This window comes from Pseudomonas sp. D3-27 (genome assembly GCF_051132165.1).
In the GTDB taxonomy this organism is placed as follows: Bacteria; Pseudomonadota; Gammaproteobacteria; order Pseudomonadales; family Pseudomonadaceae; genus Aquipseudomonas.
In genome coordinates, this window is sequence record NZ_CP071667.1 from 2,432,149 (window position 1) to 2,447,295 (window position 15,147).

16 protein-coding genes are annotated in these 15,147 nt (G+C 61.5%); 7 read left to right on the plus strand and 9 right to left on the minus strand.

Features of this window, described 5'->3' with window-relative positions:
• Positions 1–24: 24 nt before the first annotated feature.
• The 4 genes from J3P92_RS11290 (at position 25) to J3P92_RS11305 (ending at position 5,197) form a co-directional block, all read left to right on the plus strand.
• Entirely contained in the window at positions 25–1,578 is a 1,554-nt protein-coding gene (locus J3P92_RS11290) for a sugar ABC transporter ATP-binding protein (protein ID WP_434563689.1), read from the plus strand.
• Between the two features lie 88 nt (positions 1,579–1,666).
• Positions 1,667–2,689, plus strand: a complete 1,023-nt coding sequence (locus J3P92_RS11295) for an ABC transporter permease (RefSeq protein ID WP_420766599.1) — start codon at positions 1,667–1,669, stop codon at positions 2,687–2,689.
• Between the two features lie 326 nt (positions 2,690–3,015).
• Positions 3,016–3,420 carry a TraR/DksA family transcriptional regulator gene (locus tag J3P92_RS11300; protein WP_030141286.1) on the plus strand — a complete coding sequence of 135 codons (405 nt, stop codon included), beginning with the start codon at positions 3,016–3,018 and terminating at the stop codon, positions 3,418–3,420.
• Between the two features lie 169 nt (positions 3,421–3,589).
• The gene (locus J3P92_RS11305; RefSeq protein ID WP_434650814.1) at positions 3,590–5,197 is read left to right on the plus strand and encodes a methyl-accepting chemotaxis protein; all 1,608 of its coding nucleotides are present in this window, start codon (positions 3,590–3,592) and stop codon (positions 5,195–5,197) included.
• A gap of 192 nt (positions 5,198–5,389) precedes the next feature.
• Here the strand turns inward: J3P92_RS11305 and J3P92_RS11310 are convergent, their stop codons facing one another.
• The 3 genes from J3P92_RS11310 to J3P92_RS11320 all read right to left on the minus strand — a co-directional run bounded on the left by J3P92_RS11310 (position 5,390) and on the right by J3P92_RS11320 (position 6,304).
• A complete protein-coding gene (locus J3P92_RS11310; RefSeq protein WP_420766597.1) occupies positions 5,390–5,626 on the minus strand; it encodes a DUF2789 family protein in 237 nt (78 codons plus the stop codon).
• Between the two features lie 90 nt (positions 5,627–5,716).
• Complete coding sequence (locus tag J3P92_RS11315; RefSeq protein WP_420766596.1) at positions 5,717–5,947, minus strand: hypothetical protein; 231 nt, start codon at positions 5,945–5,947, stop codon at positions 5,717–5,719.
• A 99-nt stretch (positions 5,948–6,046) separates the two neighbouring features.
• On the minus strand, positions 6,047–6,304 hold the full coding sequence (locus J3P92_RS11320) for a hypothetical protein (RefSeq protein WP_420766595.1): 258 nt from the start codon (positions 6,302–6,304) through the stop codon (positions 6,047–6,049).
• A gap of 411 nt (positions 6,305–6,715) precedes the next feature.
• On the opposite strand from J3P92_RS11320, the gene J3P92_RS11325 reads away from it, so the two are divergent.
• The 3 genes from J3P92_RS11325 to J3P92_RS11335 all read left to right on the plus strand — a co-directional run bounded on the left by J3P92_RS11325 (position 6,716) and on the right by J3P92_RS11335 (position 8,933).
• The gene (locus tag J3P92_RS11325; RefSeq protein WP_420766594.1) at positions 6,716–7,165 is read left to right on the plus strand and encodes a hypothetical protein; all 450 of its coding nucleotides are present in this window, start codon (positions 6,716–6,718) and stop codon (positions 7,163–7,165) included.
• Between the two features lie 183 nt (positions 7,166–7,348).
• A complete protein-coding gene (locus J3P92_RS11330) occupies positions 7,349–8,359 on the plus strand; it encodes an ABC transporter substrate-binding protein (RefSeq protein ID WP_420766593.1) in 1,011 nt (336 codons plus the stop codon).
• 136 nt (positions 8,360–8,495) lie between these two features.
• Positions 8,496–8,933 carry a DUF3995 domain-containing protein gene (locus tag J3P92_RS11335; protein WP_420766592.1) on the plus strand — a complete coding sequence of 146 codons (438 nt, stop codon included), beginning with the start codon at positions 8,496–8,498 and terminating at the stop codon, positions 8,931–8,933.
• Between the two features lie 74 nt (positions 8,934–9,007).
• On the opposite strand, the gene J3P92_RS11340 is transcribed toward J3P92_RS11335, so the two are convergent.
• Genes J3P92_RS11340 through J3P92_RS11365 form a run of 6 tightly spaced genes read right to left on the minus strand, consistent with a single transcriptional unit; the run spans position 9,008 to position 15,080 of the window.
• The gene (locus J3P92_RS11340; protein ID WP_420766591.1) at positions 9,008–9,370 is read right to left on the minus strand and encodes a Na+/H+ antiporter subunit G; all 363 of its coding nucleotides are present in this window, start codon (positions 9,368–9,370) and stop codon (positions 9,008–9,010) included.
• Positions 9,367–9,645: a K+/H+ antiporter subunit F gene (locus J3P92_RS11345; protein WP_420766590.1), complete on the minus strand. Its 279-nt coding sequence runs from the start codon at positions 9,643–9,645 to the stop codon at positions 9,367–9,369. Before J3P92_RS11345 ends, J3P92_RS11340 begins: the two co-directional genes overlap by 4 nt.
• Complete coding sequence (locus tag J3P92_RS11350) at positions 9,642–10,130, minus strand: Na+/H+ antiporter subunit E (protein WP_420766635.1); 489 nt, start codon at positions 10,128–10,130, stop codon at positions 9,642–9,644. The genes J3P92_RS11345 and J3P92_RS11350 overlap by 4 nt, the downstream gene beginning before the upstream one ends.
• The gene (locus J3P92_RS11355; protein ID WP_434650816.1) at positions 10,130–11,815 is read right to left on the minus strand and encodes a monovalent cation/H+ antiporter subunit D; all 1,686 of its coding nucleotides are present in this window, start codon (positions 11,813–11,815) and stop codon (positions 10,130–10,132) included. The genes J3P92_RS11350 and J3P92_RS11355 overlap by 1 nt, the downstream gene beginning before the upstream one ends.
• The gene (locus J3P92_RS11360) at positions 11,812–12,156 is read right to left on the minus strand and encodes a Na+/H+ antiporter subunit C (protein ID WP_005789164.1); all 345 of its coding nucleotides are present in this window, start codon (positions 12,154–12,156) and stop codon (positions 11,812–11,814) included. The genes J3P92_RS11355 and J3P92_RS11360 overlap by 4 nt, the downstream gene beginning before the upstream one ends.
• Positions 12,156–15,080 carry a monovalent cation/H+ antiporter subunit A gene (locus J3P92_RS11365; RefSeq protein ID WP_434650818.1) on the minus strand — a complete coding sequence of 975 codons (2,925 nt, stop codon included), beginning with the start codon at positions 15,078–15,080 and terminating at the stop codon, positions 12,156–12,158. The genes J3P92_RS11360 and J3P92_RS11365 overlap by 1 nt, the downstream gene beginning before the upstream one ends.
• Between the last annotated feature and the right edge of the window lie 67 nt (positions 15,081–15,147).

Below are 15,147 nucleotides of genomic sequence, written 5' to 3' on the forward strand. Positions count from 1 at the left end.
GACCTTGCCCAGGGAGTACCCACCATGTTCGCATCAGCGACTGCTTCGAGCGCCCCGGCGGCAACGTTCCGGCCGGACGCATTACCTGACGAACCGTACCTGTTGGAGGTCGTCAACGTCAGCAAAGGCTTCCCTGGCGTCGTGGCCCTGTCAGACGTGCAATTGCGGGTACGCCCCGGCTCGGTGCTGGCCTTGATGGGGGAAAACGGTGCGGGCAAATCCACGCTGATGAAGATCATCGCCGGCATCTACCAGCCCGACGCCGGCGAGCTGCGCCTGCGGGGCAAGCCGGTGACCTTCGACACCCCCCTGGCGGCCTTGCAGGCCGGGATCGCCATGATCCACCAGGAACTGAACCTGATGCCCCACATGAGCATCGCCGAAAACATCTGGATCGGCCGCGAACAGCTCAACGGCCTGCACATGATCGATCATGGTGAAATGCACCGCTGCACCGCCCGGTTGCTGGAGCGCTTGCGCATCAAGCTTGACCCGGAGGAGCAGGTGGGCAACCTGAGCATTGCCGAACGGCAGATGGTGGAGATCGCCAAGGCCGTCTCGTATGACTCCGACATCCTGATCATGGACGAACCGACTTCGGCCATCACCGAGACCGAAGTCGCCCATTTGTTCTCGATCATCGCCGACCTCAAGGCCCAGGGTAAGGGCATCATCTACATCACCCATAAAATGAACGAAGTCTTCGCCATCGCCGATGAAGTGGCGGTGTTTCGCGACGGCGCCTACATCGGCCTGCAACGGGCCGACAGCATGGATGGCGACAGCCTGATTTCGATGATGGTCGGGCGTGAATTGAGCCAATTGTTCCCCGAGCGGGACAAGCCAATCGGCGATCGGGTCCTGTCGGTACGGGACTTGAGCCTGGCGGGTATTTTCAAAGGGGTGTCGTTCGACCTGCACGCCGGGGAAATCCTCGGCATCGCGGGGTTGATGGGCTCGGGCCGGACCAACGTCGCCGAGGCGATTTTCGGCGTCACCCCTGCCACTGGCGGCGAAATCTTGCTGGACGGCCAGCCGGTCCACATCAGCGATCCGCACATGGCGATCGAGAAGGGCTTCGCGCTGTTGACCGAGGATCGCAAGCTCAGCGGCTTGTTCCCCTGCCTGTCGGTGCTGGAAAACATGGAAATGGCCGTGCTGCCCCATTACGTCGGCAACGGTTTCATCCAGCAAAAAGCCCTGCGCGCCTTGTGCGAGGACATGTGCAAGAAGCTGCGGGTCAAGACACCGTCCCTGGAGCAGTGCATCGACACTCTATCCGGCGGTAACCAGCAGAAGGCCTTGCTGGCCCGCTGGCTGATGACCAATCCGCGCATCCTGATCCTCGACGAACCGACCCGCGGCATCGATGTCGGCGCCAAGGCCGAGATCTACCGACTCATTGCCTACCTCGCCAGCGAAGGCATGGCGGTCATCATGATTTCTTCGGAGCTGCCTGAGGTGCTGGGCATGAGCGACCGCGTCATGGTGATGCACGAAGGCGACCTGATGGGCACCCTCGACCGCAGCGAAGCCACCCAGGAACGAGTCATGCAACTGGCGTCGGGCCTGTCCTGATGCCTGCCGGGCGAATCAATAACGTCGAGCAATAATCCCGTGGCGAGGGAGCAAGCTTCCTCGCCACAGATAAAAAAGGTGATTGGCTATGAACGCGATATTGGAAAACAAACCCGCCGCCGCACCGGCCAGGACGCGTCGGCGGCTGCCCACGGAACTGAGCATTTTCCTGGTGCTGATCGGCATCGGCCTGGTGTTCGAGCTGTTCGGCTGGATCATGCGCGACCAGAGTTTCCTGATGAACTCCCAGCGCCTGGTGCTGATGATCCTGCAAGTGTCGATCATCGGCCTGCTCGCCATCGGCGTGACCCAGGTGATCATCACCACCGGCATCGACTTGTCGTCAGGTTCGGTGCTGGCGTTGTCGGCGATGATTGCCGCGAGCCTGGCCCAGACTTCGGATTTTTCCCGGGCGGTGTTTCCTTCCCTGACGGACCTGCCCGTGTGGATACCGGTGGTGGCGGGCCTCGGCGTGGGGCTGCTGGCGGGGGCGATCAACGGCAGCATCATCGCCGTTACCGGCATCCCGCCTTTTATCGCCACCCTCGGCATGATGGTCTCGGCCCGTGGCTTGGCGCGTTATTACACCGAAGGCCAGCCGGTGAGCATGTTGTCCGATTCGTACACCGCCATCGGTCATGGCGCTATGCCGGTGATCATCTTCCTGGTGGTGGCGGTGATCTTCCACGTCGCCTTGCGCTACACCAAGTACGGTAAATACACCTACGCCATCGGCGGCAACATGCAGGCGGCGCGGACCTCGGGCATCAACGTCAAGCGCCATCTAGTGATCGTCTACAGCATCGCGGGGCTGCTGGCGGGCTTGGCCGGCGTCGTGGCCTCGGCGCGGGCGGCGACCGGGCAGGCCGGCATGGGCATGTCTTACGAGCTCGACGCGATCGCCGCGGCGGTCATTGGCGGCACCAGCCTGGCCGGTGGAGTGGGGCGCATCACCGGGACGGTGATCGGTGCGCTGATCCTCGGGGTAATGGCCAGTGGTTTTACCTTTGTCGGTGTCGATGCCTATATCCAGGACATCATCAAGGGTCTGATCATTGTCGTCGCGGTGGTGATCGATCAGTACCGCAACAAGCGCAAACTCAAACGCTGACATGCCTGAGGTTGCGACAAAGCGCCACGCCTGACCCGCGTGGCGTTGCCATTTGTCTTCTTGATACAGCCATCGCAGCGAATTTCTTGTTATAAACGCACTCCGACGGCCGGCAGAAGCCTGTCAGACAGCATTTGAAGCGGTTGTCGGACATTTTCCCCATGTTTTCGGTTGCTGACGCCCCGACTCGGCCTTAGACTGCCGCCCCTCGTAAATTGAGTGCCGGGTGGCGCTTGGAATAAACGGCGCCTTCCCGATGAGCGTGGCTGCTTGATGCGGGACGCTCCATAATTCGCCTTAATGCACGTTTTTTTATAGAGAAATCAATGACAAAGGAAAAGTTGCTGGCCATGCCGGCGGATGACTACATGAATGCCGAGCAACTGGCTTACTTCACCAAGCTGTTGCAGAACATGAAAGTCGAAACCCACGAGCGCATCGAACAGAACCGAATCGCCATTGAGAGCCTGGACAGCCCGGCCGACCCGGCGGACGCAGCTTCCGTAGAAGAAGAGCGCACCTGGCTGGTCAACGCCATCGATCGCGACCAGCGCATGCTGCCGCAACTGGAGCAGGCCCTGGACCGTATCAACGACGAAAGCTTCGGCTGGTGCGACGACAGCGGCGAGCCGATCGGCCTCAAGCGCCTGTTGATCAGTCCGACCACCAAATACTGCATCGAAGCCCAGGAACGTCACGAGCAGATCGACAAGCACCAGCGCCAGGCCTGATACCGTTTTCGAAAAAGATCGCAGCCCTTCATCCGAAGCTGCGGTCTTTTTGCTTTTTGGTCATCACGCTTCTCGTTTTTTTGCCGAAAACACGACTAATGGACCATGGATAATGGCTCGATAGTGGCGTTTAATGCGGCCATAACAATGAGAAAAGTGGGTGACGAAAATGGCGACAGAAGGATCTCTGGCGGCGACAGCGTCGGCCTCGGTGCCAGTAGCGCGCGTTACAGCGCGCTGGCTTGCGCCGACTCTGCAAAGCCTGGCGCTGGTTTCGCTGCTGTGTGGCATGACCTTGGGCGGTTGGTCGTTGTACCTGGCGTTGCCGCTGGCGCTGCTCATCGTCTGGTTGCCACGCCTGCGCTCGCGGCTGAACAGCACACCGGTGCCGACGGCAAGCGACAGCCTGGCCGAGCTCACCCGCGATCTTTCCTACACCACCAGCCATAATGCACTGTCCGCCGCTGGCGTTGCCTATTCGGTCAAGCAGCTGGCGGGCAAGGTCCAGTCACAGCTCGGGGCCGCGGCGCAGATCGTTGGCAACGCCGAAGCGATGATCGCGACCGAGCAGGCCACCTCGCAGCTCAGTCAACAGGCCCTGGGCGCGGCCAGCGAGGCCCATCGCAGCAGTGTCGCCGGGCGCAGCGAGTTGGTCGAATCCATCAGCCGAATGCATCAGCTCAGTCAGCGCGCCAATGAAAGCCGCGAACTCATCGAGGCGCTGAGCGTGCGCAGCGACGAAATCCAGCGGGTGACCCTGGTGATTCAATCGATCGCCAGCCAGACCAACCTGTTGGCCCTTAACGCTGCGATCGAGGCGGCCCGTGCCGGGGAACATGGTCGCGGTTTTGCGGTGGTGGCCGACGAGGTGCGTGGGTTGGCCGGGCGCACTGCCGCGGCGACCGGCGAGGTCGGCGTGATGGTCGCGGATATCCAGCAGCGCACCGCGCAGGTCGTCGAGCAGATCCGCCAATTGGCCGGTGACCTGGACAGCGGTGTGCAGCAAGTCGAGCACACCGGCCAGCACCTCGAAAACATCGCGCGGCTTGCGGCCGGTGTCGAAACCCAGGTCAGCGCCATCGCCCAGGGTACCGACACTAACCGTGGACAACTCGATAGCCTGTTTCATGCGATCGAGCAAATGCGCGGTGACCTGGCGATCAGCGACCAGCAGACCCAGCGCCTGGCCGAGGCCGCTGTGCAGATGGAAGGCCAGGCCGAGACCATCAGCGAGCGCCTGGCCGAGGTGGGCCTGGACGATTATCACCAGCGGGTCTATGACTTGGCGCGGGAAGGGGCAAGCCGGATTGCCGCACAGTTCGAGGCGGATATCGACCAGGGGCGCGTCAGCCTGGAGGATCTGTTCGATCGCAGCTACCAACCGATCCCCAATACCCATCCGGCGAAGTTCCAGACCCGTTTCGACCGCTACACCGACCAGGTGCTGCCAGCGATCCAGGAACCGTTGCTGGCGCGGCATGAGGGGCTGGTCTTCGCGATTGCCTGCACTCAGCAGGGCTACGTGCCGACTCACAACAATGCGTTCTGTCAGCCGTTGACCGGCGATCCGCAAGTGGACACGCTGAACAATCGCACAAAGCGCAAGTTCTCCGATCGCACCGGGATCCGCTGCGGCAGTCATCAACAGCCGGTGTTGCTGCAAACCTATACGCGGGACACGGGCGAGCTGATGCATGACCTGTCGGTGCCAATCATGCTCAAGGGACGTCATTGGGGTGGGTTGCGGCTGGGCTATAAGCCCGAGAAGCCGCGCTGAGTCTGATCACCGGCGATATGACTAACCTGTGGCGAGGGGATTTATCCCCGCTGGGGTGCGCAGCGCCCCTAATAGCTATCGCTGCGGTACGTCAGGGGGCTGCATTCCAGTCTTTCGAGGGGCTGCTCTGCAGCCCAGCGGGGATAAATCCCCTCGCCACAAAAACTCAACTGTCATTGGCTCATGTAGGGGTTATTTACCGTCGTGCAGGCGTACGTTCAGTTGATCCACCAATACCGCCTCTTCGCCGTCGGCAAGCAGCCATTCGCGAAGCAGATCTTGTTGCTGATTCGACCAGAAAGGCGCATCGACCAACTTGGTGTTCGGATCCAGCGGGTGCGCCATGATGAAATCATCGATGGCGTTGCCGTCCGAAGGCAGGCCAAGTTGGTCAAACAGGGTGCTGAGTTCGTGGGATGGTTGTTCCATTTTGTAGGACTCCTCTGGACTACCGCCGTCATGGCGCCTCGGTTGCTTCCCTCTATCTGAGGCGAGCAGTCGTCAGGAGTTCGATTGGCTTCAGGCTTTCAGCGCACCTTCGTCCACCGCGAGCTTCAGGGCCCGGGCTGACTCCTTGGCGGCCTCGGCCGCAAGTTCCGGCGTCTTGAACCAGCGATCCCTTTCTACCTGGTGATAGGTGACCGCAGTGGCGGCGGTTTTGGCGCGCATGACGATGACCGCTTGGAATTCGCCTTCTACCTCTCTGGCTTCGCCGCGGATGAAAAAATCGCCGATGTCTAGTTCCGTCACGTCGCGCCTTCCCTTCAAGTCATATTGTTGTACGAGCACCGCCGATGGAGGCGCTCGCTGGGCAGGCAGTATGGCAGCAGTTGCCGGTCGGCGGCTGAGTTAAGTCATGGCGCCTGCCGTTGAAGGGTTCTGTTCGAGGGTGCGGGCGAGATAGCAGGCTTCGTTATGGTCGGCGCGGAAACCTCTTACGCGCCCGGTAGAGGTTTCTTCGATATGAAAAAAACACTTGCCGGCAAGAACGACCCGGTATCTGGGCTGGATCAATGCAATCGGTGCGTAACCGTCGTCATGAGTGGCGTCCTGCGCCAGGGCGACACATGAGATGGCGGGGCGGATCAGGGTTGGAAACGTAGCCATGTGAATTCCTTTTCTATGGTTACCGACGAATTGCCGGCTGTTTTAAGTAGTCTGCGCGTCAGCGGCTGCTCTAGAATCGGCAGCACCGTGTGTACGGTTGCGCCTATCTAAAGCAATTTTTTTTGGCCTCGATGTCAGAAAAATGCTTTTCTGAGTGAGAAATTTCCCTAAAGTTAGTAGTCCCACCTTTTCCGATGCTCAGAGTGGTGTTTTCCTTCAGCCTCTGACGACCGCCGGGAAAGACGGCGAGAGTAGCGATCCTTTAGTCTTCTCCCGCCCTGGGTCAGGGCGCACCGTTCACTTTCGAATTCAATGACAGGTCCATGGGGCCGTGCGGGTTCTCGTGGTCCATTCTCAAAGAGTGGGCCGTTTAAAGATGGGGATGTTTCCTTGGCAGTAAGTAATCTCGACATGCATGCGTTATTTGTACTGGGCGACCTGCGGGCAAAACTGGTCAAGCAATTCCAGTCACGGTTTGTCTATATCACCGAGCAGACCGCCGAAGGTATCTATATTGCCGAAATCGACACCGAGTCGGCATTGGTCGTCGATGACAAACCCCGGCTGGAACTCAAGGTTGGCGACCATTTTCGCGCGGCGGTACTTCCCAGTCGCGAGGGAGGCAAGTTTGAAATTCGGTTTCGTGAAATCAAGTTGACGGTCTATGGCCTGGGTGACTACGCGTTCGTCACGACCGCCGAGGGCCACGCCATCCTGTTCAAGGAAGGGCACAGCGTAGTGACCGTATTGGCCGCCAACGAACAGTTGCAGGAAGGTTTGACCAAGACGTTGAAAGCAGTCACCGCCAAGGCTGCCAAATGGCGCAAGGGTGAACTTGTGACATTCAAGGCCAGCGAGTAGGAAGCGGCTTTCATCCTTGGATGACGAATCGGGTTGATGTCCTTTGTTCTTTTTATACTCGTAACAGTTTTAAAACGCTCCTGCTGGAACCTTGGCTACAGTCAATTGACTGAACTAGTCACAGGCTTGCGTTCGCTTCGCACGCCGTTCGGCTATTGCTGCATCCGGCATGAGGTATCAAACATGAAACGAGTTCGACAGTGGCTGGCTGCCTGGGCCACCCTCGCTGTGTTGGTTTCACCCCTTCCGGCATCCGCTGCATCGACGCCGATCCACTTTGCCGACCTGAACTGGGAAAGCGGCAGCCTGATCACCGACATCCTGAGGGTCATTGTCGAAAAGGGCTACGGGTTGCCGACGGACACGTTGCCGGGCACCACCATTACCCTGGAAACCGCCCTGGCCAATAACGATATCCAAGTGATCGGCGAGGAGTGGGCAGGTCGCAGTCCGGTGTGGGTCAAGGCCGAGGCCGAAGGCAAGGTGGTTGCCCTGGGCGATACGGTCAAGGGCGCGACCGAAGGCTGGTGGGTGCCGGAATACGTCATCAAGGGCGACCCTGCCAAGGGCATCAAGCCCCTGGCGCCGGACTTGCGCAGCGTCGAGGACCTTGCGCGCTACAAGCACGTGTTCAAGGACCCGGAAAGCCCCAGCAAGGGACGCTTCCTCAACAGTCCCATCGGTTGGACTTCCGAGGTGGTCAACAAGCAAAAGCTCAAGGCCTACGGTCTTTCCGACAGCTATGTGAACTTTCGCAGCGGCTCAGGGGCCGCGCTCGATGCCGAGATCACTTCGTCGATTCGCCGTGGCAAGCCGATCCTGTTCTACTACTGGTCGCCCACGCCGCTGCTCGGGCGTTTCAAACTGGTGCAGTTGCAAGAGCCGCCATTCGATGCCGAGGCCTGGAAAACCCTGACCGATGCCGACAACCCCAACCCCAGGCCGACGCGGTCCCTGGCTTCGAAGTTGTCCATTGGCGTGTCCGTACCGTTCCAGAAACAACACCCGGACATTGCCGAGTTCTTCAGCAAGGTCGACCTGCCGATCGACCCGCTGAACAAGGCCCTGGCCGATATGAGTGAGAAACGCACGCCCTCCCGCGAGGCCGCCGAAGCCTTCCTCAAGGCTCACCCCGAGGTTTGGCAGGCCTGGTTACCCAAGGAGGTCGCCGACAAGGTGACCGCGGGGCTGTAGCGCGTTAAGGCCAGTCAATTGAACAGTTGATCCTGGGCAAGTCGTCATTCACTGGAATCCGGCAACCTGCGCCCGTCCAGCGAAATGCCAGATTCCAGCTAGGATGATTGTTCAACCTTTTTCAGGAGGCTGGCGAATGACGCTTGTATTGGCTCGGTCGCTGGTCGCGGTGTTTGCGACCATCAGCTTGATTCATTTGTATTGGGCCCTGGGCGGGCAGTGGGCGGCGCTGGCGGTAGTGCCGCAGGTGCCGGTGAAGCAGGGCGGCACACTGCAACCGGCGTTCAACCCGTCGGGATGGCTGACGCTGTTGGTGGCGCTGGCGCTGCTGATGATTGCGGTGCTGGTGTGTCTGCGGGTCGGCCTGATCGCGCCTCCCGTGACCCATCGTGCCTTGCAATGGCTGATCAGTGCGATTGCCCTGTTGATGTTTGCCCGGGCCATTGGCGAGTCGAACCTGGTGGGTTTCTTCAAGGAGGTCAAGGGGTCGACGTTCGCCCGGCTCGATACCTGGGTCTACTCGCCGTTGTGTGTCGTGCTGGGGGCAGGGTTGCTGACGGTGGCGTGGGCTTGAGCGAACCAGAGGCGAACGCCGTTGTGGCGAGGGGATAGATCCCCTCGCCACAACAAAGCCTGTCTCAAGCTTCCTTAACCATCGCTCCCGGTCCTGGGGCTGCTTATTTCCGCCGGTACATCATCCCCCGCCATGCGCTTGCGGAACAAAGCCGCCCGGGCCAACAGCAGGGTCGTCACCGGCACCGTGATGGACAGCAGGATCGGTATCAGCCAGGCATGCAGCACCGGGCCCGACTTGAGCGCCGAGAAATAAATGATCGAGGCCAGCGCAACGCACCAGGCCCCCAGCGTCGAAGCCAGGGCAGGCGGGTGCATGCGCTGAAAATAATCCTTGAGCCGCACCAGGCCGATCGCCCCGGTCAGGGCGAAAAGACTGCCGAGCACCAGCAGGATCGCCACTGGGATCTCGACCCACATCGACAGTTCTCCCGTCATTCGATCACCTCGCCACGCAACAGGAACTTGGCCAGGGCAAACGAGCCGACAAAGCCGAACAGGGCGATCAACAGCGCCGCCTCGAAATACGTGTCGCTGGCATACCGAATGCCCAGCACCAGCATCATCAGCATCGCGACGATGTACAAGTAATCGAGGGCCAGGACCCGGTCCTGTGCCGAGGGGCCCTTGAACAGGCGCACCAGGGTCAGCACCATGGTCAGCGAGAACAGGAACAGACTCAGCAGGATCGCATTGGACAGCAGCGCGCTCATTCGAAAATCTCCATCAGCGGACGCTCGTAGGTGGCCTTGAAATGGTCGATAAACGCCCCTTCGTCCTCCAGATCGAAAATGTGTATCAACAGGATGCTGCGATCCAGCGCCAACTCCGACCAGACCGTCCCTGGAATCACCGTGGTGATCATCGAAAGCACCGCCAGCCCATTGGCGTCGTGCAGGTCCAGCGGCACCTTGATAAACCGCGAGCGAGGCGGGCGGCGCCCGGCGTTGAGTACGCGCCAGGCGACGGCCAGGTTGGACACCAGCACGTCCCATCCCACCAGCAAGAGCAGTCGCAGCATGACCCCGGGACGCCGGATACGGATGGGTCGTGGCCGCAGCGGACGCATCATCAGTGGCGCGAGGAAACCCAGCGCGGCGCCCAGCAGCAGGTGGCCGGCACTCAGGGACAGGTTCAACAACAGCCAGAGCAACCCCAATGCCAGGGACAGCCACGGTGCGGGAAACAAATGCTTGATCATGGCTGCACCGCCTGCAATCGAGTGTTGCCTTCAGGGTTGGGGACGGCGCGGGTGGAAAAAACCGCCATCACATAATGTTCAGGCGTATTCAACCCATCGGCGGCGGATTGGGTGTAGCGCAGCAATGGCTCGGCCTTGAACGTCAAGACGATCCCCAGCCCCAGTAACGCGAGGATCGGCAGGCATTCGAACGGACGCAACAGCGGGGAGGGCCGTTCCTGCGGTGTCCAGAAGCGCTGGATGCCCAAGCGCGAAAAGGCGATCAACGAGGCGAGCCCGGACAGGATCAACAGCGCCAGCAGGCCCCAGGCGGCGGCCGATACGGGCACGTCGGCACTCGCCCCCAGGCCCTCGGGGTTGAGCAGCGCGCTGAGCAGCCCCAGCTTGCCGATAAACCCCGACAAGGGAGGCATGCCGACAATCAACAGTGCACAGGCGATGAAACTCAGACCGAGAAAGGCCATGGTCCAGGGGATCACTTGCCCGACCACGGCTTTCTGTTCGTCATCGAGGTTGATGCCCTTGGGCGGCTGCAGCGATTCCAGGGGGCGCGGCAGGGTGTCGAGGTCATCTTCCAGCGGCAGGTCATTGGCGGAGCGTGAGCGCTCGATCAGTTCGGCCAGCAAGAACAGCGCGCACAGCGCCAGGGTCGAGCTCACCAGGTAAAACAACGCGGCGCCTATCAGGTTGGGCTGTGCGAAGCCGATGGCTGACAACAGGATGCCGGCCGAGACCAGGATACTCAGGCTGGCCATGCGTTCCAGGCGCTGGGCCGCGAGGATGGCGATGGCCGCGCAGGCGATGGTCGCCATGCCGCCGTAGACCAGCCAGTCGCCGCCAAAATACGCCGACGCGCCGGCTTGCCCCGAGAACAGCAGAGTCCACAACCGCAACACGGTGTAGACGCCCACCTTGGTCATGATCGCGAACAAGGCCGCCACCGGGGCGCTGGCCGCGCTGTAGGCCGGCACCAGCCAGAAATTCAGCGGCCACATGCCAGCCTTCGCCAGGAACGCCACTGCCAGGATCGCGGCACCGGCGTGCAGCAGGCCGCGGTCCGCTTCTGGCACCAAGGGCACTTTCAAGGCCAGGTCGGCCATGTTCAAGGTGCCGGTGACGCCATAGATCAACGCCGCGCCAATCAGGAACAACGACGACGCCAGCAAGTTGATGGCGATGTAATGCAGCCCCGACGAGACGCGGGCCCGCCCCGATCCGTGGAGCATCAAGCCGTAGGACGCGGCCAGCAATACTTCGAAAAACACAAACAGATTGAACAGGTCCGCCGTCAGGAAAGCGCCGTAAAGGCCCATCAGCTGAATCTGGAACAGCGCATGGAAACTGGCGCCGGCCCGATCCCACCGCGCCATCGCGAACAGCAGGGCGCAGACGCCGATGATGCCCGTCAGCACGAGCATCAGCGCCGACAGGCGATCGACCACCAACACGATGCCGAACGGCGCTTGCCAGTTGCCCGGCAGGTACACGCCAAAGGACGCGGGCAATGCCTGGTCCTGGGTCCAGTCCAACAGCAGCACGGCGATGCCCAGGCCCAGCAGGCTGGAAAACAGATTGATCCGCGCTTTGAGCGGGCGATGTTTCTCGCCCAGCATCAGCATCAACGCGGCGGTCAGCAGCGGTAGCAGGATGGGCGCGGCGATCAAGTGAGGCGTCAGCATCATTCCTTGGGCTCCCGGCCGTCCACATGGTCGGTGCCGGTCAGCCCGCGGGACGCGAGCAAGACGACGAGAAACAGCGCGGTCATGGCGAAGCTGATCACAATGGCGGTCAACACCAGGGCCTGGGGCAGCGGATCGGTGTAGTTCAGCAGGTCCTGGGGCACGCCGTCCTTGATGATCGGTTCCTTGCCGATGAACAGGCTGCCCATGCTGAAGATGAACAGGTTGACGCCATAGGACAGCAGGCAAAGCCCCATGACCACCTGAAAGGTCCGGGGCCGCAGCACCAGCCAGACGCCGGAGGCGGCCAATACGCCGATTGCGATTGCGATGACTTCTTCCATCAGGCGTTGGCTCCTTTGAGGGGGGCGACGGGTTTGGCGTGCAGCCCCGGTTTATGGGCCCGCACCGACTGGTGAGCCAGGGCGGTAAGGATCAATAGCGTGGAGCCGACCACCACGGCGTAGACGCCGATGTCGAAGAACAGCGCACTCGCCAGATGGAGGTCACCCAGCAGCGGCAACTCGAAATGCCAGGTGTGAGTGGTCAGGAACGGATAACCCACCGCCATCGCCCCCAACCCCGTCGCGGTGGCGAACAACAGCCCCGTGCCCATCCAGCGCAGCGGTCGCAGGCTCATTTGTGCTTCGACCCACTGGGTGCCGGCGACCATGTACTGGAGGATGAACGCCACCGACATCACCAGGCCGGCGACGAAACCGCCACCCGGTTGGTTGTGGCCGCGCATGAACAGGTAGAACGACACCACCAGGGCAATCGGCAACAGCAGGCGCACCAGCACCGACGGCACCATCATGAAGCCCAGCGCGGTGTCGCTGGCGTGACGCGGGTTGACCAGGTCGGTCACCACGTCTGGCGCCAGCAGGCGCTGTTGCGCCGGGAGCTGCATGCTTTCCTTGGGTGGCCGGAAGCGCCGCAGCAGGGCGAATACCGCCAGCGCAACCGCCACCAGCACGGTGATTTCGCCCAGGGTGTCGAAGCCGCGGAAGTCCACCAGCATCACGTTTACCACATTGCTGCCGCCACCTTCGGGCAAGGCCCGGCTCAGGTAGAACGACGAAATGTCGTTGGGTGTCTGGCGCGTGAGCATCGCATAGGACAGCAACGCCATGCCGCCGCCCACTGCGATGGATAGCAGCAAGTCCCGCAGACGACGGATGCGCGCGCGGCGTTCGCTGTTGGGCAGCGGCGACACATCTTCGATCCGCCGTGGCAACCAGCGCAGGCCCAGCAGGATCAGCACCGTGGTGACCACCTCCACGACCAGTTGAGTCAAGGCCAGGTCCGGGGCCGAGAACCAGACAAAAGTCACGCACGTCATCAGGCCGCAGACACTGACCATCGTCAGCGCCGCGAGGCGGTGATATTTGGCCTGCCAGGCAGCGCCCAACGCGCAAGCGATGGCCAGCACCCACAGCGTGACGAATACCACGGAGCCGGGAATCCTGGGGCGGTCGCCCCAGGCCAGCGTGCTGCTGAGCATCGGAATCAGCCCGGCCAATACGGCCGCCAGCACCAGCAGGAACAACTGAGCCTGCAAGCGCCGGGTACTGATCTTGCGCTCCAACCGTCGGCCCTGGCGCATCATCAGCACCAGGCTGCGCTCGAACAAACGCTTGCCGCTGAGACGCCCCATCAGCGGTGGCTGCTTGATATGGCCTTGCTTGAATTGCTTGCGCAGCAGCAGGTACAGGACGATCCCACCCGACATCGCCACCAGGCTCATGATCATGGGCGCGTTCAGGCCATGCCAGATCGCCAGGCTGTACTGGGGCAGCGGACCGCCCACCACCGGCAGCGCCGCCGCCGCCAGCAACGAACCAACCACCTGTGCCGGAAAGATGCCCACCAACAAGCAGGTAAACACCAGAAGCTCAACCGGCGCGCGCATCCAGCGCGGCGGTTCATGGGGCGTGTGGGGCAGGTCGGTGGCAGTGGGGCCGAAGAACACGTCGACGGTAAAACGCAGGGAATAGGCGACGCTGAAGGTGCCGGCGATGGTGGCGACGATCGGCAGCGCCAGCTCGACCCAGGCCGTGGCGGAAATGAACACGGTCTCGGCGAAGAACATTTCCTTGGACAGGAAGCCGTTGAGCAACGGCACCCCGGCCATCGCCGCGCTGGCAACCATCGCCAGGGTGGCGGTGTACGGAATCAGCCGCACCAGGCCGCTGAGCTTGCGGATGTCCCGGGTGCCACTTTCGTGGTCGATGATGCCGGCGGCCATGAACAGCGAGGCCTTGAACGTGGCGTGGTTGAGGATATGAAACACGGCCGCGACCGCCGCCAGCGGGCTGTTGAGGCCAAGCAGAAGCGTAATCAGCCCCAGATGGCTGATGGTCGAATAGGCAAGGAGACCCTTGAGGTCGTTCTGGAACATCGCGCAATAAGCGCCCAGCATCAATGTGAACGCCCCGGCGCCGCCGACGATATAGAACCACTGTTCACTGCCCGACAGCGAGGGCCACAACCGTGCCAGCAGGAAAACACCGGCTTTGACCATGGTCGCCGAGTGCAGGTACGCCGACACCGGCGTGGGCGCGGCCATGGCGTGGGGCAGCCAGAAATGGAAAGGAAACTGGGCGCTTTTGCTCAAGGCGCCGATCAGGATCAGCGGCAACAGGACTGGATAGAGGGCGTGCTGGCGAATCATGTCGCCGGCGGCCAGGACCTTGTCCAAGTCATAACTGCCCACCACATGGCCAAGCAGCATGACCCCGGCCAACAGGCACAGCCCGCCGGCGCCGGTCACCATCAACGCCATATAGGCGCCGCGCCGCGCGTCGGCGCGGTGATGCCAGTAACCGATCAGCAGGAATGAGAACAGGCTGGTCAATTCCCAGAAGAACACCATCTGGATCAGGTTGCCGGAAATCACCAGCCCGAGCATCGCGCCCATGAAAGCCAGGAAAAACGCAAAGAACCGCGGCACCGGATCGTCCGGCGACATGTAGTAGCGGGCATACAACGACACCAGCGTGCCGATGCCCAGCACCAGCAACGAAAACAGCCAGGCGAAGCCGTCCAGGCGCAGGACGAAATTCAGGCCCAGGCTGGGCAGCCAGGCATATTGCTCTTGGATAACCCCGCCGTCGGCGATCTGCGGGTACCACAAAGCCACCTGAACGGTGCCCACCAAGGCCACAAGACCTGCCAGCAATGATTCGGCATTGCGCGCGTTATGCGGCAGCAACGCCGCGACACAGCTGCCGACGAAGGGCAAAAGCAATAGAACTATCAGCGACATAGGCTTCTTTTCGGCAAAGGTTGTTCGGGATCATACGTGGCGTATTCCCGATCACCAACCGCAAGGG

Coding starts and splice junctions, on each gene's coding strand:
- J3P92_RS11290 (WP_434563689.1), top strand. CDS start 25: ATGTTCGCATCAGCGACTGCTTCGAGCGCCCCGGCGGCAACGTTCCGG.
- J3P92_RS11295 (WP_420766599.1), top strand. CDS start 1,667: ATGAACGCGATATTGGAAAACAAACCCGCCGCCGCACCGGCCAGGACG.
- J3P92_RS11300 (WP_030141286.1), top strand. CDS start 3,016: ATGACAAAGGAAAAGTTGCTGGCCATGCCGGCGGATGACTACATGAAT.
- J3P92_RS11305 (WP_434650814.1), top strand. CDS start 3,590: ATGGCGACAGAAGGATCTCTGGCGGCGACAGCGTCGGCCTCGGTGCCA.
- J3P92_RS11310 (WP_420766597.1), bottom strand. CDS start 5,626: ATGGAACAACCATCCCACGAACTCAGCACCCTGTTTGACCAACTTGGC.
- J3P92_RS11320 (WP_420766595.1), bottom strand. CDS start 6,304: ATGGCTACGTTTCCAACCCTGATCCGCCCCGCCATCTCATGTGTCGCC.
- J3P92_RS11325 (WP_420766594.1), top strand. CDS start 6,716: ATGCATGCGTTATTTGTACTGGGCGACCTGCGGGCAAAACTGGTCAAG.
- J3P92_RS11330 (WP_420766593.1), top strand. CDS start 7,349: ATGAAACGAGTTCGACAGTGGCTGGCTGCCTGGGCCACCCTCGCTGTG.
- J3P92_RS11335 (WP_420766592.1), top strand. CDS start 8,496: ATGACGCTTGTATTGGCTCGGTCGCTGGTCGCGGTGTTTGCGACCATC.
- J3P92_RS11340 (WP_420766591.1), bottom strand. CDS start 9,370: ATGACGGGAGAACTGTCGATGTGGGTCGAGATCCCAGTGGCGATCCTG.
- J3P92_RS11345 (WP_420766590.1), bottom strand. CDS start 9,645: ATGAGCGCGCTGCTGTCCAATGCGATCCTGCTGAGTCTGTTCCTGTTC.
- J3P92_RS11355 (WP_434650816.1), bottom strand. CDS start 11,815: ATGATGCTGACGCCTCACTTGATCGCCGCGCCCATCCTGCTACCGCTG.
- J3P92_RS11360 (WP_005789164.1), bottom strand. CDS start 12,156: ATGGAAGAAGTCATCGCAATCGCAATCGGCGTATTGGCCGCCTCCGGC.
- J3P92_RS11365 (WP_434650818.1), bottom strand. CDS start 15,080: ATGTCGCTGATAGTTCTATTGCTTTTGCCCTTCGTCGGCAGCTGTGTC.